Below are 23,597 nucleotides of genomic sequence, written 5' to 3'. Positions count from 1 at the left end.
ATGAAAGGATACACTTCCTAAAGGACAAAAAAAGAGACAATCCGATATTTGCTGACTAATCGCGAGTGTCTCAATAATTAAATAGCCCAAATATAAATGATGCTGTAGGAGAAGGATTCGAACCTCCACGGAGAAGTTAGGCAACAAAAGAGCTCTTTGTGTGCTTTGTCCAATCCTGATAAGAATCAGGTACTCCACCCCCGAGACAGGAGGGCATGTCTGCCAGTTTCAACATCCTACAAGATGTAATTTTTCAAAGCCCTTTGCTTTGTAGCGGGTCAAAATTAACAAACCGATCCATTTATTAAAATTAATTTAAATAAATATACGTTTTTTTATATTTTATTTAAAATTAAATATAAATAATTACCAATTGAACAATCTTGAAGCGATTTATTCGATTTTATTGAAGAATCTTTAACGGCCTAAAAATCAAAAAAGCTGTGAAACAAAATCTCACAGCTTTAGTCAATTAACAATAAACCCAAAATAACCAGATGTAGGAGAAGGATTCGAACCTCCGGGGAAATCCCCACCACTCTTTCAATCCTACAATACAACTGGACTTTTTTCCAATTGATTACATGACAAAATTAACACCTAATCTGATTCTTTAATAATAATATAAATATTTAGCTAAAAATTTACAGTATATTTATTTTAAGATACATTTTTTAATCATTCATTAATCTACATCGATTGCGGAAACCAGTTTTTTGAATACTTGATAATGGGTTTTGGGTTTCCAACCAACCAATTATTAAATTTTCATGTAATTACCGTCCACTTTTATAATTTTTTTACCCAACCTCTTCCACTTCAAACATAATGACTCCATATTTTTCTTCCGGATTTTAGTCAAATCGTCAAGCTTAAAATCAAATTATGCAAGGAAAAGGCAAATTAAGTCCCTCCAAAACAGGACAATAGTGAAAAATTACTCTTCATATTTGACATAGTTCTCCCATTTTTCAAGAACAGCCGAAAAATCTGCAGGAAGCGGGGTTTCGAAGTAAATCCTGTTTTTGGTCACGGGATGGATAAATCCCAAGGACATCGCATGCAAAGCCTGCCTTGGCATGAGGTCAAAGCAATTTTGGATAAACATTTTGTATTTCGAAAACTGCGTCCCTTTTCGGATTTTGTCTCCACCATACATGGCATCATTGAATAAAGGGTGACCCAAATATTTCATATGGGCGCGGATTTGATGGGTACGGCCTGTTTCCAGGTTACATTGCACCAAGGTCACATAGCGCAGCCTTTTGATCACTTTCCAATGGGTTACCGCATGCTTTCCCTGAGAACCATCAGGAAAAGTGTCCATCACTTTTCGGTCCTTGACACTCCTACCCACATTGGCGATGATAGTCCCTTGGTCCTCCTCAGGTTCTCCCCATACCAAAGCCAAGTAGGTCCTGTCTATATCATGGTTAAAAAACTGCTTGGCAAGATCTGTCATGGTAGTTTCAGATTTTGCAATCACAAGCAATCCGGAAGTGTCTTTATCTATCCGGTGGACCAATCCAGGCCTACCAGAATTACCAGGCATGGTAGGTAGTTGGTTAAAATGGTAAACCAAAGCATTGACCAAAGTTCCTGTCCAATTGCCATGAGCAGGATGGACGACCATCCCAGGAGGTTTGTTGATAATCATCAGGTACTCATCTTCGAATACAATGTCCAAAGGAATATCCTCCGGAATGACCTCAGTGTCCCGAGGCGGTTTTTCAAGAAAAACCTTGATTTCATCCAAAGGCTTAACCTTATAATTTGCCTTGGTTGGATTCCCATTGATCTGAACAAAACCTGCGTCTATTGCATTCTGAACCCTGTTTCGGGTGGCATTTGACAACCTGTCAGTTAAAAATTTATCTACCCTAGTCGGGGTCTGGCCTTTGTCAATCGTAAAACTAAAGTGCTCAAAGAGTTCTACTTCCAACTCTTCCTCATCAAAATTATCCTGATCCATCATGTCTGCCATCCTGCAAAAATAAGGGCATTTGCCAAAGATTTGGTTATTTGCAGGAATATTGAAAAAACATTGCTTCTCCCAAATCCCATATCAACCCAAGAAATTCATCTACCTCTCCTTGAGGAAAATGGAATCAGGCTTTCAATCAAGAGGTTGGATCAGGTCCATAACCTCGTATCCGGGAACAAATTCTATAAACTGAAATACAACCTTGAAGAAGCCCAAAAGTCGGGATTTTCCACCGTGTTGACTTTTGGAGGGGCATTTTCCAACCACATCCATGCAACAGCCGCAGCAGCAAGAGTTGAAGGATTCAAATCAATTGGAATCATCCGAGGCGAAGAAACAATCCCTTCGAACCCAACCCTATCTTTTGCAAAGTCGGAAGGCATGCAACTCGACTTTATAAACAGGGAGGATTATAGAAAAAAGGCAGAAGATTCATTTATTGAAAAACTGAAAGAAAAATTCGGGTTTTTTTATCTGATCCCCGAGGGAGGAACAAATTCCTTGGCGATAAAAGGAACAAAGGAAATCTTGGGAAAGGAAGATGCAGAATTTACCCACATTGGCTGTTCTATCGGAACAGGAGGAACTTTCGCAGGTTTGGCAGAAAGTATACTGTCTCACCAACATTTGTTGGGATTTTCTTCCTTGAAAGGGGATTTTATCCATTCGGAAACAAATCACCTGCTAGAGGAAAACCTCATCAATCCTTTAGGGAAATACAGCATTTTTGACGCATACCATTTTGGGGGATATGGAAAGTCAGGAGCTGAACTGCTTGATTTTATAAAATGGTTTTATTCGGAGACCCAAATTCCTTTGGACCCTATTTACACAGGAAAGATGATGTTTGGGATTATTGACCTGATCAGAAAGGATTTTTTTGAGAAAGGATCCCATATTTTGGCTATTCATTCAGGAGGCTTGCAAGGGATCGCAGGATTTAACCAACGGCTGGGCACTTCCTTGCCCCTATGATTCTTTGAGTATAAAAATGTCTTCTTTCTCTTGGGGGACGATTTTGATGACATTGGCCAAAACAAGCCTGACCAAAGTTTTTGATGCCAAAAATCTAGGTAATTTGGCCAAAAACTGAAATTCATTCAAAGTGATTTTTTCTTTTTCTCCTAGGAATTTCATCAGGATATTCTCCTTATCCCCATAAGTGAAAACCATATCTTTTGGGTTTTTCCCTCTTTTCAATATCTCCCACATTTCCTTGCTTGCCTGGATACTGCGGTCTTTGACCCTGACAAAGGCTTTTCTCCTATTCTCTTCCATCAAAAAATGTGGGCGATCCGCGGATTTTGGAATGCTAAAAACAGCAACTCCCTTTTTGGGATTGAGTTTGATAATCTCCACTTGATACTCCAACTTGGGCTGAAGGTGTTGTGCTATAGCTTTTTGCATCACAAAAACTTCCTCTTCAATAAACCGCTGTCCACTTACTGTCCCATCATCGTCAACACCAATCAATAAATATCCTCCTTCAGTATTAGCCAATGCAATGATTTCCCTGACGATTTTTTCAGGAAAAGCAGCTTTTTTCTTGAACTCTACCTTCAAGCCTTCTCCTTGTTGGGCAATTTTATGGATTTCTTGGAGGGTCATTTAAGAAGTGGGAAGTTGGAAGTACGAAGTGAGATAAGTTGTAATTGTTGTTGTGGTTTTAATTGTTGTCTGCTTCGCAATGTCTGGTTGTCAAGTTATAGGGATACCCCGATCTTGGTACTTGGTACATTGTACTTGGTTCAAAAATCCGAATTTCTGCCTTCGCGTCTCTCGCTTCTAACCTCTAGTCTCTCTCATCAAACTCCCCTATTCAGATCCTCTAACCTGTTTTTCATTCCCTGCCATTCATCTCTCAGTCTTGCAGCTTCCATAAAGTTGAGTTCTTTGGCTGCTTTTTCCATCTGCTTTTGGGTTTGGGTAATGAGTTTTTCCAATTTGTCCTTACTGAGATATTGTACTAGTGGATCGGCTGCAATCAATGATGGAGAATCGATGGAATCTTCGTATAGTTTTGCATTTCGTTTGTTATCGGCCACGGTGGTTTGACCCATGATTTTTTCTTTCGATTTTTTAATGGTTTTGGGGACAATCCCATGCTCAGTATTGTAGGCAATCTGAAGGCTTCTTCTCCTTTTGGTTTCATCAATAGCAAGCTGCATGGAGTCAGTGACTTTATCAGCATACATGATTACTTTGCCATTTTCATTCCTTGCTGCCCTTCCGATGGTCTGTACCAAACTCCTTTCATTCCTTAGGAAGCCCTCTTTGTCTGCATCCAAAATCGCCACCAAAGACACTTCAGGCAAATCCAATCCTTCTCTCAACAAATTCACACCGACCAACACATCAAAAATCCCAAGACGCAATTCTCGCAAGATCTCAACTCGATCCAGTGGTTTGACCTCAGAGTGAATGTAGCGGCTGTTTACTCCTGCTCTTTCGAGGAATTTCTGAAGTTCTTCGGCCATTCTTTTGGTCAAAGTTGTCACCAAAACCCGGTCACCAGCTTTAATTCGTTCATCTATTTCTTCTAACAGATCATCGATCTGATTGGCACTTGGCTTCACTTCGATGATCGGATCCAACAAACCTGTCGGACGGATAATCTGTTCCACCACAATTCCTTCGGTTTTGGTCAGCTCATAATCCGCCGGCGTGGCGCTGACATAAATTGCCTGGTTGATAAGATTTTCAAACTCATCGAAATTCAAAGGCCTGTTGTCCAATGCCGAAGGCAACCTGAATCCATATTCCACCAGATTCACCTTTCTTGATCGGTCTCCCCCCCACATTCCCCTTACCTGAGGCAAAGTGACGTGGCTTTCATCCACTACCAATAGATAATCGTCGGGGAAATAATCAAGAAGACAGAAAGGCCTTGTTCCGGGTTTTCTCCTATCAAAATACCTCGAGTAGTTTTCCACCCCTGAGCAATAGCCCAATTCACGGATCATCTCAAGGTCAAATTCCGTCCTCTCCTTTAATCGCTTAGCCTCGATCAGCTTCATGTCCCGCTCAAAAAACGCCACCTGAGCCATCATGTCGTCCTGGATTTCGTGGATTGCTGTATCGATTACATCTCTTCCTGTGACAAACAGGTTTGCGGGAAAAATGGAAATGATTTTTTCATCGGATAATTTCTTTCCGGTGGCGGGATCGATCCTTTGGATGGCTTCGATCTCATCTCCCCAAAAGAAAATCCTGTAAGCAAAATCCGCATAGGCAACAAAAATATCCACCGTATCACCTTTTACCCTGAAATTGCCGTGGCTGAGGTCATGATTTACACGGCTGTAAAGTATATCCACCAATTTGAAAAGCAGCTGGTTCCTTGGAATTCTATCACCTTCCTGAAGCCTGATCACATTTTTCCCAAATTCCTCGGGATTTCCGATACCATAAATACAGGAAACCGAGGCAACGACGATAACATCTCTCCGTCCTGACAGCAAAGCCGAAGTGGCGCTTAATCTCAGTTTTTCGATTTCTTCATTGATCGAAAGGTCTTTTTCGATATACGTTCCGCTGGTAGGAATAAAGGCTTCGGGCTGGTAATAATCATAGTAGGATATGAAATACTCTACTGCATTTTCAGGAAAAAATTGTTTGAACTCCCCATAAAGTTGGGCTGCCAAGGTCTTGTTATGACTCAGTACCAAAGTAGGTTTCTGAACTTGCTGGATGACATTGGCTACGGTAAAAGTCTTCCCGGAACCTGTTACACCAAGCAAAACCTGAGATGGCTCGCCGGCATTGACGCCTTGGGTAAGAAGTTCGATGGCTTGCGGCTGGTCACCGGTTGGTTTGTATTCCGAAACTAATTTGAATTCCATTTGATCTCAATTGAAAGTGGATAACAAGTTTCAGGTGGTAAATAGTTTTGATTCCTGAAATTTTATCCTTTCGGATTCAGTCTGAATTTTTCCAGATTATAATACAAGAAATTGGTTCGGAGAATCAGAACCAAAAGCAAAGGCACAATGCTAGGATGAAAAGACTGCCATCCAAAGATCCAAAACACCAAACCGACATTTGCCGAAATGAGTGCAAAAAGCAGGTATTTCTTCACCCAAGCAGGAATGGATTTTCTCATTAGCATGAAAGCAAGAATCAAATGTCCGGGGAAAGCCCAAAGGATATTCCAGTTGTATTTGGTCTGGGAATGGAAAGTGAAGAACCAAAGCATGGTTATCAGGAGTCCCAATAAACCCAAAACCGTAAAGAATCCGATATCAAATCCGATGAAAAGTCTCTTCATTTTGAAGCCAAAATAGGTCAAGGCCATCACGAGAATTGAAAAAACCCACCAAAGAATGTATGGGTTGAACAAGTCCATTTGAGATTGCCTTTCAGGAAACTCTAAGATCACTTTGTTTTCTTTGACCAAAGACCTTGTTGGACCATCACCGACAATCAAGGCTTTCCCAAAAGCCGCTTCCATATAATCCGGCAGGAACTGTTTTTCCCTTTCAGAAGCATTGACATCGATCACTGACCCCAAGGCCAGGTCAATCCCAAAATCTGCCCAAGGCAAAGGATATACATATTCATCGATCAGGTTTCTGAAGGTTTTGCGTTCGGGATTTTGCTCTTCGTTCCAGTCAAGCTGTTTTCCCAAAACCCTGTCCATTACATCCCTGATCCTTGTGGCACAATTATCATAGAAAAAATCGTAGCGGTAAAACCTGTTTTGTGGGCGATAATTGATCTGGAGAAACTCGACAAGCCTTTCAATCTGTTCTGGGCTGAGATCCAAAACCTGTTCCCTGACATCTCTTTGGTAGTAATTATATTCCGCAATAAACCGCTCATACGTCGACACGCTCAGCATATAATCCAAAGTCCTTTGTGTGAATTTGACATAAAAATAAGGAGTATTAAAATCAAAAGTGCCGTAATTAAAAACCAAATCCTCCCCTGTAGATTTTTCCAAAACCCTTATGGCACTGTGCCCAAAAGCAGAGTAAAGCTGATCTCCAGGATCACAGGTCAAAAGACTGATTTGGTAATCCTGTGCAGAGGCAAAAAAAATAGTCGAATAAATAAACGAATAAGTGAGTAAGAATTTTTTCAATTGAGCAGGCATAAAACTAAATTTCATGGATAAGTCAAAATTTTTCAAATATGGCTTTTTGCAAACGTTTTTCCGTCTTTGCCTTATTAAATTCATCACGAATTTATGGGAATAATCTTGTAATCTGTTTTTTCATATTTGTAAATCCAATCATCGCACAGGGACAAATCATTCACGAACTCAATGACTACAAAAGTATAGCTTCCGGAGATTACAACAATCCTGCAGTTTGGGAGATTTGGGATGGGGTGGCTTGGATTGCGGCAAGTGCAAAGCCTGAAAGGAACAATAATATTTTCATTGATCAGGGACATGAAATGAGATTGACAGCAAATGAGGAAGCCAAAAACGTATATTTATTCAGCGCAGCAAGCCCTGGCAGAAAACTGAATCTTCAGACTTTTGAATTACAGGTTTATGGGGCATTGCGGGCCATAGAAAGATTGGGAGCTGATTTTATTTTGAATAATGTGACTAATGCCTCAACGGATTGGATTTATCCAGAAACAGGCAAAATAGTATTCAGAGGAAGCACAAGAACAGTGGTAGATCGTCCTTCTTGGAGTGCAACAAACACAAACAGTAGGTTTATAGTAGTTTTCAATCCTGATCCCGGAGCAACATTAACAGTAAATTCTGCTTTCAAGGCCAACGCATTTATCATTCAATCAGGAACAGTGATTCAAACTGTCAATACCATGGGAATCGCTGCATGCTCAACTTTTTCTTTCAATAATCAAGCTGTTTTTAACGGATCTGGCCCTTATGGAAATTTTGTCATTGAACCAGGGGCTACTTTTATTTCTCAGTGTTATGCACCCTTGGACCAAATAATAAGGAGATCAACATCTATCCCCGCCGCCCTTTTTCATTTAAAACCCGGAGCAAATTTGGTTTTATTGGCCAATGACCCTACCATGGATGTTGCGGAATTCCGTTTTGAGGGCAATGTGTATTACCGCTCCAATTCCGGAAACCAGCGCTTAGTCAGGACTACTTTTGCTACTTCAGGAAATCCGAAAACCTACAATAACATCCTTTTTGAAAATCCATCTAACAAACTATTACCGGACTCACTTTTTCTCAACGGGGATTTTGCAAGGTTGACCGGAGGAAATATCGTAGAAAATCCCTCCTACCTCAGGTTTCAGGGATCAGGGATACAACAGGTGATAGGGTTTGATATGGATATCAACCAATTGGAGGTCAATAAGCCTTCAGGAAGTTTACTTTTCTATGCTGATGTCAAATCCAAAACCAATTTCATCATGAAAAACGGTCAGGTGGATTTCAGTGGATTTGACTTGTATGTGAATACATCAGGAGGGGGATCCTTGTCCTACCAAGGAGGAAAATGGCTCAACCTCAATCATTTGTACTACAATAATATCCCTTCAATTTTGACCGCAGAAAATGCCACCTTTCCTTTTGAAGACCTATATCAGGGTGGAACAAGAAAAATTCAGCTACTTGGTAATTCTCCAGGAGGAAATATTTCAGCCCGTTTCTTAGAAATCCCCGGCCGAAACGATGATCCTAATTATGACGATATAGACGGGACTCCAATTCTATATCAGCTGAACAGCTATTTTGAATTTTCGGGATTGAGTCCGAGTACTAATCCCATTGAAATGCGGATTTCGGCTGATAATCTTATAGTAGATGACGTCGATGACTTGAGGATTACCGGTAATGGATTAGCTGCCCAGGGTAATCACCTACCCGGATTGGATCCTTCATTGCTTTGGGCAAGAAGGGATATTGAATTCGGAGCTATAAACAACAACACATTTACGGTCGGAAGCTTCCGGCTTCTTTCTGTACTTCCGGTGAATTGGCTGGAAATGAGAGCGGAATTCAACCAAAGGGATATAAAAATATCATGGTCCACAGCTCAGGAATCAAATAATCAAAAATTTTATATTAATAGGTCCATTGGAACCATTGAAAATTTCGAGACTATCGGTGAAATAGCTTCAAAAGGAGATGCTGATGAAATTCAGCACTATGAGTTCTCTTATTTTGAAAAAACAGTTTCCAAGCATGTTTACTTCCAATTGGAGCAAGTGGATTTTGATGGCAAAAAATCTTTCAGCAAGGTATTTAAGCTTGAAGGGAAAAAAGAAAATAATCAAAAAATGAAAGCAACAATTTGGCCCAACCCCTATGAAAGCGGTCCTATCCAAATCGAACTTCCAGAGGAAGTCCATAAGCAGGGATTTTCTGTTAGAATTTCAGATATGAAAGGGCTGCATTTTCTATTTGAGGAATATTCCCAAATACAAATGGAGGAATTTTTGGAAAAGATCCAACCAGGCGTATACCTTATTGAGTTTGTCTCATTAGAGAAAAAGTATGTATTGAAGCTTATAAAGAAATAAATCCTGATTTTTTGCCATTTGTAAAATTATGGATCAGTGCTAAAGCCGCCATACAGATTAATTTTTTAACTTGTCCGACAAACCCAACTGAAACCTATGACCATATTGTTTGTTTTTGTCAGCATTTTGGTATTGATCTTATTGATTACCTGGCTGAAACTGAATCCGTTTTTGGCATTTTTGATTTCCTCAATATTGGCAGGATTTCTATTGGGAATACCTCCTGAACAAATCGCAGGTTCCATTCAAAAAGGCATTGGCGGATTGCTTGGGGATTTGGTCATCGTCATCGTGATGGGTGCTATGCTGGGCAAGTTGGTCGCGGAAAGCGGTGCAGCACAGAGAATTGCAGACACCCTCATGTCAATTTTTGGAGTAAAAAACGTGACTTGGGCCATGATGCTTACAGGCTTGGTGGTAGGGATCCCGTTATTCTACAATGTGGGTTTCGTGCTTCTCATCCCTTTGGTTTTCTCTGTTTCGTACAGATACAAATTGCCTGCTGTGTATGTTGGCATACCGATGTTGGCAGCCCTTTCGGTTACGCATGGATTTTTGCCACCACATCCCTCGCCTGCAGCATTGGTTGCTCAGTTTGGGGCCAATATGGGACTTACCCTGGCTTATGGCCTTATCGTCGTCATCCCGACAATCATCATCGCAGGTCCGTTTTTCGCTAAATTTTTGAAAAATATTGATGCAAAACCATTGCAAACCTTTCAGGCCAAACAAAGGGATGAAGTGGATTTACCCGGTACCTTCAACAGTTTCTTTTCCGCGCTTTTCCCTGTTTTCCTTTTGGTAGGTACTACCATTATCGGCTTACAGATGTCTCCGGACAATCCGCTTTTCCCCTATTTCAAATTTGTAGGTGATCCGGGAATGGTGATGTTGATTTCTTTGTTGCTAGCTACTTTTACCTTGGGAATTAAGATGAATTTTAAAATTCCCCAATTGATGGATTTGTATGTCGTGGCCTCCAAAGACGTCGCTATGATTTTGTTGATCATTGCAGGGGCAGGGGCATTGAAGCAGGTATTGATGGACTCAGGGGTCAGTCAGACGATAGCTGATTCACTTCAGGGATGGGATGTCCATCCATTGATTTTGGCTTGGTCGATCACTGCCATCATCCGGGTTTGCGTGGGTTCGGCGACTGTCGCAGGACTGACTACCGCAGGCATCATTGCGCCCATGGTCAGTGGGGGAAATGTTGATCCAAATTTGTTGGTATTGGCGATCGGAGCAGGAAGTCTAATGTTTTCGCATTTCAACGATGCCGGTTTTTGGCTGTATAAAGAATACTTCAATGTCAGCGTCAAAGATACCATCAAATCCTGGTCCCTGATGGAAACCATTGTAGCGGTAGTGGGTTTGGGAGGGGTATTGATCTTGGATATATTTGTTTGAATTGATATAAAGGGTTAGATGTATCGCGATATAAAGTTGATATAGGTCCTGAATCAAATTCTATTTGAAGATTTTGGCTTATGGATATTTCAGTTCATGAAACTTTAGATTCAAAAATATGATTGATCCTAATCAAAGCTTAGTTCTGGACACTATTTCAATTTATTTCTACCTTATTTTAACTTTGTTTTAATAATATTTCCACCTCATTTCTATCATACTTCACGAATCTCAAATCTCCTGTCTCAAATCTCAATTCTTAATTCATGAAAACCCCTGAAGAAAACTTTGCCGCATTAGGCCTGACTTTACCTCCTCCCCCGAAGCCGCTTGGTGTATATAAGCCCTGTCTGATTGATGGAAAATACCTATATCTCTCAGGACACGGTACCGTTCAGGAAGACGGAACCCTTATCATCGGCCGTGTAGGAAAAGACATGGATATGGAGGAAGGGAAAATGGCAGCAAGACAAGTTGGCCTCGCCATGTTGGCCACGATTAAAGCCAATATCGGTTCGCTCAATAAAGTCAAACGCGTCATCAAAGTATTGGGAATGGTGAACTGTACTCAAGATTTTGAAAGACATCCATATGTCATCAACGGCTGCAGTGAATTGTTTGCAGCTGTTTGGGGAACTGAAAACGGCATCGGCGTAAGAAGTGCTGTAGGATTTGGTTCTTTGCCGGATAATATTCCTGTAGAGATTGAGGCACTTTTTGAATTGGAATAAATATTTTGATATATGCTTTGCGAAATAAATGGATATATACTTCGTGAAATACCTTGAAATATGCTGCACGATATTTTGTTGATATAAATGGATATAGGCCCTAATTCAAACGCTATTTGAAGTTTTTTGCTCATTGAAATTCAATAATACTTTAAATTAGAAAAAATGATTGGTCGTTTTCAAACCTTAAGACCCAAACCTATTTCAATTTATTTCTACCTTATTTCCATTGTATTTCAATAATATTCCCATTGTATTTCCATAGTATTTCTATTAATTAAAAAAATGTTCACAATAGACGCCCACCTCGATCTCAGCATGAATGCCCTTGAATGGAACAGGGACCTCACAAAATCTATATCGGAGATCAATTCTCGGGAGAAAGGTTTGAAAGATAAGCCCGATCGGGGAAATGCTGTGGTTTCACTTCCTGAACTTCGAAAAGGAAATATAGGATTGGTAGTTGCCACACAGATTGCTAGGTATGTTGCAAAAGGCAATCCTTTACCGGGATGGCACTCACCGGAGCAGGCATGGGCACAGACTCAAGGTCAGTTGGCATGGTACAAAGCCATGGAGGATGAAGGAGAAATGACCCAAATCAAAGATCTTGAAAGTTTGGAAAAACACCTTCACCTTTGGTTACACGAACTTCCTTGGACCACCAAACCCATCGGCTACATTCTTTCTCTTGAAGGCGCAGATTCAATAATAAAAGTCAGTTACCTCGAAAAAGCTTATGAATCGGGACTCCGGGCTTTGGGTCCGGCACATTATGGTCCCGGCAGATATGCCAATGGTACAGATGCTACAGGTGGATTGGAAAAGAACGGAAGGGAGCTGCTAAAAGAAATGGAGCGGTTGAATATTATTCTGGACGCTACCCACCTTTGCGATGACAGCTTTTGGGAAGCTTTGGATCATTTCAATGGGCATGTATGGGCAAGCCATAATAATTGTAGGACTTTGGTCAATCATAACAGACAATTTTCCGATGAACAGATCAAAGCATTGATTGAAAGGGGGGCAGTAATCGGTGGTGCTTTGGATGCATGGATGATGGTACCAAACTGGGTCAGAGGAAAGTCAAATCCAAAAGAAATGGGCTGCAATTTGGAAAAGATGATTGAGCACATGGACCATATCTGTCAACTTGCCGGCAATGCCAACCATATAGGAATTGGCTCTGATCTGGATGGGGCATTTGGCAGGGAACAATGTCCTTATGATGTGGAAAGTATTGCCGACCTCCAAAATCTTACAGGATTGCTATCCAAAAGAGGATATTCTGCTCAGGACATAGAAAAAGTCATGTTTGGTAATTGGCTTGGATTTTTAAGAAAAGCTTGGTCATAATAGCTTTTTGAATTATTTTCTGATTTGGAAAAAAGCTAATTGGTCCAAAACCCAATTTATTTCAGGACATAAGTAGCCAAAACCTTCTGTACCTCATAGACATTGACCGATTTTGAGAATTGTTTTTTGATGCTTGGCTCTTGTTCGCTAGAAACCCAGATTTTCAATTCGGCATCCAAATCAAATGTGCCTGTCGTCTCCACACTAAATCTTGAAATGCTTTTGTAGGAAATCGACTTATATTCCACCTTGCTTCCTGTGACTCCTTGTTTTTCTATCAAAATTAATCGCTTGGTAGAAAAAATAAAAACATCTCTGATAAGTTTGAAGCCCATTTCAATTTCCTCACCATCGATCAGTAATCTCCCATAATCTTTGATAAGATCCTCTTTATTTGCGTGACCTGCATTGCCTAATATTGCTGAAAATAATCCCATGTTTTTCCCTTTTTCCTTGATTAGGATTCTGTTTACAAGAATAGAAAAAAAATTGTTTTAAACATTTCATTTTTAAGAATGCCAATGAAAAAATTGAGCTTGAATAGAGAAAAATCAGGTTGCATTTTTTTGCACTTTAAAAGTTTCGAGATAAAAAAAATGTCAAAAATACATTTAAATAATTTTAATTAAATTTATTCTAATTTAAATGTAATTAAACTATTTATTACATATTATATTTTTATTCATTATTGATAATTATCATATTATTAAGCTTTATTAACCGAAATAATCTTTGGCTAAAGCTTTATTTTTGAAAAGAATGTGGTATTAAATTTGCCATAAGCAAATCTATTGTTGCAAATTGTTGTTTTTAAGAATTTTTAACTTCAAATTAAACTGCATTTTCTATCCTTTCTCTTTTAAAATCCATAATTGAATGATTATTGAAATGAAAAAAGATAGGGAAGCATCAATTAAAAAAACAAACAATCAAACCCCATTAACCCATGAAAAAACAATGGAATTTTGTTTTCCTTTTGTTTTGCCTTGTGTGCATGAGTATCCCAAATCTCAGTTTTGCACAGCAAAGTCAAATCACTGGAAAAGTAACGGATGCTGATTCGGGAGAAGGAATCCCGGGAGTCAGTGTTTTGGTAAAGGGCACAACTCGAGGTGCAATTACAGATTTGGATGGGAATTACTCTATAGCGGCCGCCGCTGAGGAAATTCTTGTCTTCTCTTTTATCGGATACGTCACCGCAGAGCAGCCTGTCGCTAACAGGTCTGTCATCAATGTTGGATTGGCAGTATCTGTTCAAGCCCTCAACGAAGTAATTGTCGTCGGCTACGGTACCCAAGAAAGAAAGGAAATTACAAGTGCTGTGACTAGTGTCAAGGCTGAGGATTTCAACCAAGGTACAGTAAATGACCCCCGTCAATTGCTCCAGGGAAAAGTTGCAGGTCTAAACATCGCCAGACCAGGTGGCAATCCTAACGCCGGTTTCAACATGCGTTTAAGAGGTATCTCTTCAATTGGAGAAAATGCCGAGCCACTTGTTGTAATTGATGGTGTGATCGGTGGTTCTTTGAGTACCGTGGATCCAAATGACATCGAGTCAATGGATGTGCTAAAAGATGGATCGGCAGCTGCTATCTATGGTACTAGGGGTTCAGCCGGTGTTATCTTGGTCACTACCAAAACCGGAAAAACCGGAAGAACCGTTGTTGAATTCAACAGTAGTGCTGCCGTAGAAAATGTCGCAAGAACCATCAGTGTAATGAATGCTGAAGAATACAAGCAAATTGCAGGTTCAAGAGACCTTGGAGGAAATACTGATTGGATGGATGAAGTGACCAACACAGGATTAAGCTTTATCAATAACCTTTCACTTGGAGGTGGCAGTGCTAGTACTAGCTACCGGGTTTCTATCAACTCAAGGAATGTAAATGGTGTAGGCATCAATTCAGGTTTTGATCAATTGAATGCAAGGATCAATTTGACCCAAAAAGCATTAAAGGACAAAGCCATCTTTACAGTAAACGTTTCCAACACCTCCATCGACAGACAATTGGGTAACGAAAACTCTTTCAGATATGCAATCATAAGCAACCCAACTGTACCTGTTAGGGATCCAAACCCACAGAGTCCAAATTTTGGAGGTTATTATGAGCGGGATATTTTCGATTGGTTCAACCCTGTTTCCATCGCAGAACAGAATATTGCAGATGGACGAGATAGCAGACTTCTTGCAAGTATTCGTGGTGAGTATAATTTCACCAGCAAATTTAGAGGTGCAGTATTCTATGCCAGCCAGAGAGAAACAGACTGGAGAGGATCTTATTCTCCTAAGACTGCGAAATTTGGAGGAGGTTTTGGACGAAACGGTTTAGCTACAATAGAAAATAATGTGAGGCTAAATGACCTTTTCGAAACTACTCTTAATTATGATGAAACTGTAGGCAAAGTCGGAATGGCTTTCTTGGCAGGTTATTCTTTTCAGGAGTTTTTCAATCAGGGTAACTTCACCCAAGCAGGAAATTTCTTGACAGATGCATTTACATATAACAACATCGGTGCAGCTCTTGATTTTGCCAATGGTTTGGCAACAGTTTCAAGTTATGCCAATACGAACAGATTGGTAGCATTCTTTGGCCGTGCCAACTTCAACATTGAAGATACTTACCTTTTGTCCGTCAGTGCAAGGTATGAAGGATCATCAAGATTTGGAGAGAACAACAAATGGGGTTTGTTTCCTGCGATCAGTGCGGGTGTAAACATTGCCAACTTGATTGACATGACAGGCGTAAGTGCTATGAAATTCAGAGCAAGTTATGGTAGAACAGGTACACAGCCAGGTCAATCCTACATTTCATTATTAAGATTTGGACGTCAGGGTAACTTCTTCTATAACGGACAATTTGTACCGTCATATGGACCGGTATCCAATGCAAACCCAGATTTGGCATGGGAAACCAAAGACGAATACAATGTGGGTTTGGACTTTGTAATTCTGAACAACAAATTGGATGGTACCATTGATTATTACTCAAGAGTAACTACAGGAATGATTTTACCGATCAATGTACCGGTTCCACCAAATCTATTCTCTACCACTCAACTGAACATTGGTGAAATGCAGAATTCAGGTCTAGAAGTGATGTTGAATTATAAGGCTATTCAAAAATCTAATTTTAGATGGACTACAGGTGTCAATTTCTCCACATTAAAAACAAATCTTAGAAGCTTATCTTCAGGAGATTTATCATTTGGAGAAGTTAATTACCGATCTAACTTTGGTTCTCCTGGACAAAACCTTACCCAATTGATAAGAATCCAGGAAAATGGCCCACTCGGGCAAATTTGGGGACCAATCCAAGAGGGGGTAAGTGATTCCGGTGCTCCAATCATGAAAGTAATCAATGGTACTGCTGTTGATGCCAATGGAAATCCTGTTTATTGTAACTGTAATGATGACAGAACCCAATTGGGAACCGCTTATCCCACTTTGAATTTTGGTTTCAATAACACCTTTAACTATAAGAACTGGGACTTGAATTTCTTCTTTAGAGGTTCATTCGGTCATTATCTGATCAATAGCTACAGAGGTTTCTACGAAAATACCGAAAGTACTACAGTACAAAACTGGAATATTGTAAACACCAAATATTTCGATCCAAAAATCACCAAAGCGGAATATAACAGCACTCACGTAGAAAAAGCTGACTTTGTGGTTTTGGATAACGCAACGCTTGGTTATAACTTTAATTTGGGTCCGGGTAGAACAATCGGAAGAATCAGAACTTTCCTCTCTGTTCAAAATCCGTTTATGATCACCGGATATACCGGTGTAGATCCTGAGGTAAGATATGGTGATTCTGAATCAGGCAATGATCCGCTTGCTCCAGGTATCGAGCGTAGAGCAACTTATTTCACTACCACGATCACTACTTTCGGCCTTAATTTAAGTTTCTAAGCTAAAACAAAAGATATCATGAAAAATTTAATCAACATACGATACTTCTTGATTGGCCTGGGAATGTGTTATTTCGCTTCATCATGTGTCGATTTAGAAGAGGAAGTCTTCAGCGAGGTCACAGCCGACAACTTCTTCCAAACTGAGGAAGAATTTATTTCTGCCCTTGGACAAGCCTATACTTCCTTAGGGGGATTAGGTAACCACTCAGGCCTATGGTCCATTAATGAAATTGCTTCTGACGAAATTGTAGTCTCACACAAAGGTGGTGACTGGTTTGACGGAGGCGTGCTTTTACAATTGCACCAACATGAATTCCAACCTGATAATCCTTTCTTCCAAAACTCATGGAACTTCCTTTTTGGAGGGATCAATACCTGTAACAGGTTGATCTTTTCTTTTGAGCAATTGGACAACCCTAACTCTCCGGCATTTATCGCCGAGCTAAGGGCCCTAAGGGCTTTATATTACTATTGGGCAATGGATGCTTTTGGAAATGTTCCAATTGTAACTGACTTTACTGATTTGGAAGCCCCTGCTACTAAGTCAAGGAAAGAGGTTTATGATTTTATATTGGCCGAGCTGAATGAAATTATTCCTCTGCTACCTGTGTCGAAAGATGGTACAACCTATGGAAGGATGACAAAGTGGAGTGCACTGATGATCAGAATGAAGCTTTACCTGAACGCTGAAGTATATACCGGTACTGCACAGTGGGCACTTGCTGCAGCTGATGCTTCTGAAATCATAAACAGTGGACCTTACAGCTTAATGCCATCATACAGAGATAACTTTGCTATCAACAACAGCCAATCGACCGAAAACATATTCGTCTATCCTTATGACAAGGTTTTTGCAGGTGGATTTAACTGGGTGATGATGACACTTCACATTGTCAGCCAATCAACCTTCAACCTCACCCAACAGCCTTGGAATGGATATCAGACTGTAGAAGAATTCTATAACTCTTATGTAGACCCTGTCAAAAATCCAGGGGTACAAGGACCGGTTTGGACAGGTTTGGCTTTGGCCCAAACCACAGGTACTAGAGATGGAAGGTTAAGTAATTTCTTGGTTGGTCCACAAACTCGTGCAGATGGATCTACTTTGATTGATCCGGGAGTAGAACCTACTGACCCTACAGGAAGAAACGGCGATCCAAATGGCCCGCCACTTACTTTCATGCCATATCTCAACGAAATATCTCCGGGAGGTCTACGTCAGGCGGGTGCTAGAATTGCAAAATATGAATTTGAAAGAGGTGGAACCAATAATATGAGCAATGACTTCGTGGTCTTCAGACTTTCTGATGTGATTCTTTCTTTGGCTGAAGCCAGATTCAGATTGGGACAAACTTCAGAAGCATTGGCTTTAGTCAACCAGATCAGAGCCAGGGCCGGTAATCTTGATCCTTTCACTACCCTGACAGATGAAAATCTTTTGGCAGAAAGAGGCAGAGAAATGTATGTGGAGATGACCAGAAGACAGGACTTGATCAGATTCAAAAAGTATGGAGATGCATGGTGGCCTTTTGCAGGTATGAACAGACCAAAAAGAGTACATACTCCGGGTAGCTTCTTGGAATTGTTCCCGATTCCGGCACCTCAGCTTCTTGCCAACCCAAAATTGGTGCAAAATCCAGGATACAATTAATTAGGGTTTGATATATTATTAAAAAGCAGGCTGAAGATTTATTTCAGCTTGCTTTTTTTTTATTTTATTCTCCAAAATTCTTTCAAATAGGATTGAAGAATAGATTCAAATTCATTTAATTTTAGCCCGAAAATAAAGAAACAGGCTTATCTTGTCTAGAAAATTGATGCCTTATACACCTATGCATAGTTTCAGATTTATCTTACTCCCTATAATTATACTTTGTACAATTCTTCAAAGCTGCGACTCTTCATTTAATACCGCAGCCGATGATGGTTTCAGTAAATCAGACAGTCTTTTTTTGGGATTTCACTTAGGCATGGCTCAAAAGGATTTTTTTGACCATTGTACTGAATTGAACAAACAACAAAAAATCACACAAGGGCCAGGTGGAACGACCAATGTTGAATATCGAATTGTCGGTGAATATGACAGCGAAATCAGCATGAGGTTTTTTCCAACATTTATAGAAGAAAAAATTTTCGAGATGCCAGTTACCTATTCTTACGTAGCATGGGCACCATGGAACAGACAATATTGGGCTGAAGAATTGCTTCCTAAAGTTTTGGAGAAATACAAAGAGGTCTATGGTGATGATTTTAAATTGATCAACCATCCTACCCAAGGGAAAGTCTATTACAAAATCGACGGCAAAAGAAGAATCAACTTATTTGTCAAGGACGAACAGCATGTACAGGCTGTTTTCTCAGATTTGAAAGTGGAAAAAAGGCTCAAAGAAGAATTTGAAAAAAGTCAACTCGAGGAAAAAGAACCTTCCAATTGACTTAAACGGATTTAATCAATGAAAAAAATATCAGATGAAATATGCCTGTTTGCCATTTTTGATTTTTGCTTTTTTCATCCTGACAGCATGTTCCAAAAAAACTGACCCATTAAAGCAAACCACACTTTTTGTTGAATTAAGTGCGGAGAAATCCGGAATAGATTTCAACAACCAACTCACCGAAACGGAGGAGTTCAATATCATCGAATACCTTTATTTTTACAACGGAGGCGGGGTAGCTGTCGGGGATATTAACAATGACGGGTTGTTGGATCTCTATTTTTCTGCAAATCAGCTTCCCAACAAACTTTATTTGAACAAAGGAAATATGGTTTTTGAGGACATTACTGACCGGAGTGGTATTGGTTCATTTGGCCCTTGGAAAACAGGAATCAGTATGGCGGATATCAATGGTGACGGTCTACTTGATATCTATGTCTGCCGGCTTGGAGATTGGAAAGGCATTAAAGGCAAAAACGAACTTTACATCAACAATGGTGACTTGACCTTTACCGAAAGTGCCAATCAATATGGATTGGATTTTCAGGGATTCAGTACACAAGCCGCATTTTTTGATTATGACAGGGACGGTGATTTGGACATGTACCTTCTCAACCATGCCGTACATACCGAGAATAGTTATGGCAGGGCTACTCTTCGATATATGGATAGCGGTCCTGAAGGAGACAGACTCTTCAGAAACAACGCAGAAAAAGGAGAACAGAGGTTTACTCCCGTGACCAATGAGGCAGGGATTTTTTCCAGCCAGATAGGATACGGGTTAGGAATCGGAATAGCCGATGTCAACAATGACGATTGGCCAGACATCTATGTCTCCAATGATTTCAATGAAAACGACTACCTCTATCTCAACCAAAAAGACGGGACCTTCAAAGAATCAAGCCAAGATGCATTATCTTACATGAGCAGGTTTTCGATGGGCAACGACTTGGCTGATTTCAACAATGATGGCTGGATTGATATTATCAGCCTGGACATGTTACCAGAAAATGAAATCGTCCAAAAAATGTCAGCGGGTGAAGACAGTTATGAAATTTACCAACTCAAACTCAATTTCGGATACGGAAGACAAACTACAAGAAACAGTCTGCAGCTCAACAATGCAAACGGTACTTTTTCGGAAATCGGCCAATTGGCGGGTATCAATGCCACGGATTGGAGCTGGTCACCTTTGTTTGCAGATTTTGACAATGATGGATGGAAAGATTTGTTTATCTCCAATGGCATTGCACGGCGACCCAATGACATGGATTATATCAACTTCATCACCAATCCGGAAATCAAAGATGGATTGGTTCAAAGACCGGATATCAGCGATTTGAAAATTTCTGGTCAGATGCCTCCCGGTGAAGTCCCCAATTATTTTTTCAAAAATTCAGGAAACCTGACATTTGAAAATGTAAGTAAGGCTTGGGGAATATCCGAAGCTACGATTTCCAATGGTGCGGTCTATGCTGACTTGGACAATGATGGAGACTTGGATTTGGTTGTCAATCATATCAATAAGATTTCCTCAGTTTTTGAAAATAAGTTGAATCAATCCGGAGAAACAGAAACACAATCATTTCTTAAAATCAGGTTTGAGGGATCAGGAAACAATAAATTTGGAATCGGGGCACGGGTGGAGGCCTACATTAATGGATCAAAAATCATTCAGGAAAACTTCACTGCTAGGGGTTTTCAATCCTCCGTTGCGCCGGAGATCAATTTGGGATTGGGAAAAGCCACTAGCATCGATTCCCTAAAAGCTATTTGGCCATCAGGAAAAAGAGAAACTTTACTGAATTTGGAAGTAAACAAACTGATTACTGTAAAAGAGGAAAATGCATTATTTGCCCCAATTCCTGATCCAAAACAACCGCTTCCATTTTTTCAAAAACTCAGTTCCAAGGAAACAGGCTTAGAGTTTTTGCACTTAGAAGATTATTACAATGATTTCAATAAAGAGCCGCTGCTGCCGCACAAACTTTCCCAAGAAGGGCTTGCATTTGCCATCGGCGATTCCAATGGGGATGGATTGGAAGACATTTTTATTGGGGGAGCAAAGGGTCAGGAGTCCCGATTGTTTATCCAAAACAAAAACGGAAAATTCCTTCAATCAGAACAAGAGATTCTAAAAAAAGATCTGGAATCGGAAGAAACCTATGCTGCCTTTTTGCAACGTGAATCAAAGGATAACGCAGATTTACTTTTGCTGAATGGAGGAAATAACCCTTCAAGCACTCATTCAAATAAAATTCTCTTACACCAAAATCAAAGTTCGTATTCCGCTACCCTTGATCTTCCCATTGATCCTGAAAGCCAATATTCGGTTGCTCTTCCACATGATTTGGATGGCGACGGTTTGGAGGATTTATTTGTAGGAGGAAGAAATGTCATTGGGAAATATGGACAGCTTCCCAGAAGCTATATCCTTAAGAACAGCGGAAATGGAACGTATGTAGATATCACTCTCCAAATTGCGCCTGACTTAAGCGCTATCGGAATGGTCAAATCAGCATCGTGGGTAGACTTGGATCAGGATGGAAAAATGGATTTGGTTGTCGTGGGTGAATGGATACCAATCACCATTTTGATGCACCGAGATGGGAGGTTGATTAATGAAACAGACAAATTTGGGTTAGCCAATACTTCAGGCTGGTGGAATACGGTTGAAATTGGGGATTTGAACGGTGATGGTTTCCCGGACTTGGTGCTGGGAAATCTTGGATTGAACAGCCGGCTAAAAACCTCCGAAGAAGCTCCCGTCAGGATGTATGTCAAGGATTTTGATGGAAACGGCAGTTTGGAACAAATCCTGACTTACCATAAAGACGGCAAAGAATATACCATCGCCACAAGGGATGAATTGGTAAAACAGATTCCTTTACTCAAAAAAGACTTTGTCAGGCATTCAGACTTTGCCGGCAAAACAGTGAAGCAGATTTTCAAGAACTTCAAGTTAGCGGAAGCCAAACTTTTCGAAGCAAAAAAATTCGAATCCGTGATTTTATTCAATAATGTTGGAAAAGGATTCACCATTCAACCCCTGCCCACTGAAGCCCAATTTGCTCCAATTCAGGCAATTTTGATGGAAGACCTGGATGGTGATGGAATATTGGATTTGCTGTTGGGGGGAAATATGACAGCCGTTTCGCCTTATTTTGGTGCTTATCAGGGGAGTCATGGATTGGCTTTAAAAGGAAACGGAAAGGGTGGATTTTCAATTATGGAAAATGGGGAACTCGGTATCCAAGGAGATATCAAACATATCCGGTCCATCAAGGTCAAAAATGAAAGATGGATTCTCTTTGTCAAAAACGATGGGGAGTTTGAAGTTTTTAGTATCAAGCCATAAAAAAACCCATCATTTCTGAAGGGTTTTTCTGTTGGTAGCCTCGACGGGAATCGAACCCATATCTATTGTTTAGGAAACAACTATTCTATCCATTGAACTACGAAGCCATATTTAGACCGCTAGATCTGAGATACAAGATACTAGATTTGCAATTTGTGTTTGAAAACAAAATTCCAAAAGTCCTTATGTAAATCTGGCTTTGTTTCTTCACCCGCTTCTCGCTTCTACTCTCTCGCTTCTAAATCAGGTCGCAAGTTAAATCAATTCCCTTCATTTCCGCAAATAATATTAGGGTCATTTGTTCATTTCATTTTTAATACGCTATCTTTGCAGTCCAAAATTTAAGATGGACGGGATCCATCAATTCACTAAATATCAAATTAATATGGCAGTAAAAATCAGATTATCGCGTAGAGGCAGAAAAAAAATGGCCATCTATGACGTTGTAGTAGCTGATGCTAGAGCTCCACGAGATGGACGCTTTATCGAGAAAATCGGGACTTATAACCCCAACACTGACCCTGCATCCATCAACATCAACAATGAGCGTGCTCTTAAATGGTTGTTGAACGGTGCGCAGCCGACTGATACAGTAAAGGCTATGCTTTCTTACAGAGGTATATTGTTGCAAAAACACCTTCAAATCGGTGTATTGAAAGGCGCGATCACTCAAGATCAGGCTGATGCAAAATTCGAAACTTGGAAATCTTCCAAAGAAGCTGCCATCGGCGGTAAAGTGGACAGATTGACCAAAGAAAAAGAAGACGCAAAAACCAAGGCATTTGAGGCTGAAACAGCTAAAAACCAAGCCCGTCTTGATGCAATCAAGAAAAGAGAAGATGACGCCATCGCTGCTGCTACTCCAAAAGTAGAAGAAGCTCCGGCGGCTGAGGTTGAAGCACCTGAAGCATCTGCTGAAGGAGAAGAAACCCAAGCTTAATACC

Annotated in this window: 15 protein-coding genes and 1 tRNA gene; 10 read left to right on the top strand and 6 right to left on the bottom strand. The window is 40.3% G+C overall.

The window, feature by feature from the left end; all coding sequences use genetic code 11:
- Positions 1-937: 937 nt before the first annotated feature.
- A complete protein-coding gene (locus NK987_RS05750; RefSeq protein ID WP_420841162.1) occupies positions 938-1,975 on the bottom strand; it encodes an RluA family pseudouridine synthase in 1,038 nt (345 codons plus the stop codon).
- Here NK987_RS05750 and NK987_RS05745 point away from each other — a divergent pair.
- Positions 1,919-2,959: a 1-aminocyclopropane-1-carboxylate deaminase/D-cysteine desulfhydrase gene (locus tag NK987_RS05745; protein ID WP_338021195.1), complete on the top strand. Its 1,041-nt coding sequence runs from the start codon at positions 1,919-1,921 to the stop codon at positions 2,957-2,959. The two genes, NK987_RS05750 and NK987_RS05745, sit on opposite strands and share 57 nt — an antisense overlap.
- Here the strand turns inward: NK987_RS05745 and NK987_RS05740 are convergent.
- The 3 genes from NK987_RS05740 to NK987_RS05730 form a co-directional block, all read right to left on the bottom strand.
- Positions 2,954-3,592, bottom strand: a complete 639-nt coding sequence (locus tag NK987_RS05740) for an AlbA family DNA-binding domain-containing protein (RefSeq protein ID WP_258423044.1) — start codon at positions 3,590-3,592, stop codon at positions 2,954-2,956. The genes NK987_RS05745 and NK987_RS05740 overlap by 6 nt on opposite strands.
- A gap of 197 nt (positions 3,593-3,789) precedes the next feature.
- Positions 3,790-5,826, bottom strand: coding sequence for an excinuclease ABC subunit UvrB (gene uvrB, locus NK987_RS05735; RefSeq protein ID WP_259263097.1), 2,037 nt, complete (start codon positions 5,824-5,826; stop codon positions 3,790-3,792).
- A 62-nt stretch (positions 5,827-5,888) separates the two neighbouring features.
- Positions 5,889-7,079, bottom strand: a complete 1,191-nt coding sequence (locus tag NK987_RS05730) for an Lnb N-terminal periplasmic domain-containing protein (RefSeq protein ID WP_259263423.1) — start codon at positions 7,077-7,079, stop codon at positions 5,889-5,891.
- A 38-nt stretch (positions 7,080-7,117) separates the two neighbouring features.
- Between NK987_RS05730 and NK987_RS05725 the strand changes: the two genes are divergently transcribed.
- From NK987_RS05725 to NK987_RS05710, 4 genes are all read left to right on the top strand, one after another.
- Complete coding sequence (locus NK987_RS05725) at positions 7,118-9,448, top strand: T9SS type A sorting domain-containing protein (protein ID WP_259263096.1); 2,331 nt, start codon at positions 7,118-7,120, stop codon at positions 9,446-9,448.
- A 96-nt stretch (positions 9,449-9,544) separates the two neighbouring features.
- The gene (locus tag NK987_RS05720) at positions 9,545-10,858 is read left to right on the top strand and encodes a GntP family permease (RefSeq protein ID WP_259263095.1); all 1,314 of its coding nucleotides are present in this window, start codon (positions 9,545-9,547) and stop codon (positions 10,856-10,858) included.
- A gap of 266 nt (positions 10,859-11,124) precedes the next feature.
- Positions 11,125-11,589 (top strand): RidA family protein, encoded by a 465-nt coding sequence (locus tag NK987_RS05715; protein WP_259263094.1) that lies wholly within the window; start codon positions 11,125-11,127, stop codon positions 11,587-11,589.
- Between the two features lie 285 nt (positions 11,590-11,874).
- A complete protein-coding gene (locus NK987_RS05710; RefSeq protein WP_259263093.1) occupies positions 11,875-12,945 on the top strand; it encodes a dipeptidase in 1,071 nt (356 codons plus the stop codon).
- Between the two features lie 56 nt (positions 12,946-13,001).
- On the opposite strand, the gene NK987_RS05705 is transcribed toward NK987_RS05710, so the two are convergent.
- Positions 13,002-13,382: a PH domain-containing protein gene (locus NK987_RS05705; protein WP_259263092.1), complete on the bottom strand. Its 381-nt coding sequence runs from the start codon at positions 13,380-13,382 to the stop codon at positions 13,002-13,004.
- 509 nt (positions 13,383-13,891) lie between these two features.
- Between NK987_RS05705 and NK987_RS05700 the strand changes: the two genes are divergently transcribed.
- From NK987_RS05700 to NK987_RS05685, 4 genes are all read left to right on the top strand, one after another.
- A complete protein-coding gene (locus NK987_RS05700; protein WP_259263091.1) occupies positions 13,892-16,858 on the top strand; it encodes a SusC/RagA family TonB-linked outer membrane protein in 2,967 nt (988 codons plus the stop codon).
- Between the two features lie 18 nt (positions 16,859-16,876).
- Positions 16,877-18,511: a RagB/SusD family nutrient uptake outer membrane protein gene (locus tag NK987_RS05695; RefSeq protein WP_259263090.1), complete on the top strand. Its 1,635-nt coding sequence runs from the start codon at positions 16,877-16,879 to the stop codon at positions 18,509-18,511.
- 151 nt (positions 18,512-18,662) lie between these two features.
- Positions 18,663-19,295 carry a hypothetical protein gene (locus NK987_RS05690; RefSeq protein WP_259263089.1) on the top strand — a complete coding sequence of 211 codons (633 nt, stop codon included), beginning with the start codon at positions 18,663-18,665 and terminating at the stop codon, positions 19,293-19,295.
- A 34-nt stretch (positions 19,296-19,329) separates the two neighbouring features.
- Positions 19,330-22,653 (top strand): VCBS repeat-containing protein, encoded by a 3,324-nt coding sequence (locus tag NK987_RS05685; protein WP_259263088.1) that lies wholly within the window; start codon positions 19,330-19,332, stop codon positions 22,651-22,653.
- Between the two features lie 32 nt (positions 22,654-22,685).
- On the opposite strand, the gene NK987_RS05680 is transcribed toward NK987_RS05685, so the two are convergent.
- A tRNA-Arg gene (locus tag NK987_RS05680) sits at positions 22,686-22,760 on the bottom strand.
- 278 nt (positions 22,761-23,038) lie between these two features.
- Between NK987_RS05680 and NK987_RS05675 the strand changes: the two genes are divergently transcribed.
- A complete protein-coding gene (locus NK987_RS05675) occupies positions 23,039-23,593 on the top strand; it encodes a 30S ribosomal protein S16 (protein ID WP_259263087.1) in 555 nt (184 codons plus the stop codon).
- Positions 23,594-23,597 lie beyond the last annotated feature (4 nt).

The organism is Aquiflexum gelatinilyticum, from assembly GCF_024813435.1.
GTDB classification, from domain to species: domain Bacteria; phylum Bacteroidota; class Bacteroidia; order Cytophagales; family Cyclobacteriaceae; genus Cognataquiflexum; species Cognataquiflexum gelatinilyticum.
Note: the sequence above shows the minus strand (reverse complement) of the source record. Positions and strands in the feature narration are given on the sequence as shown.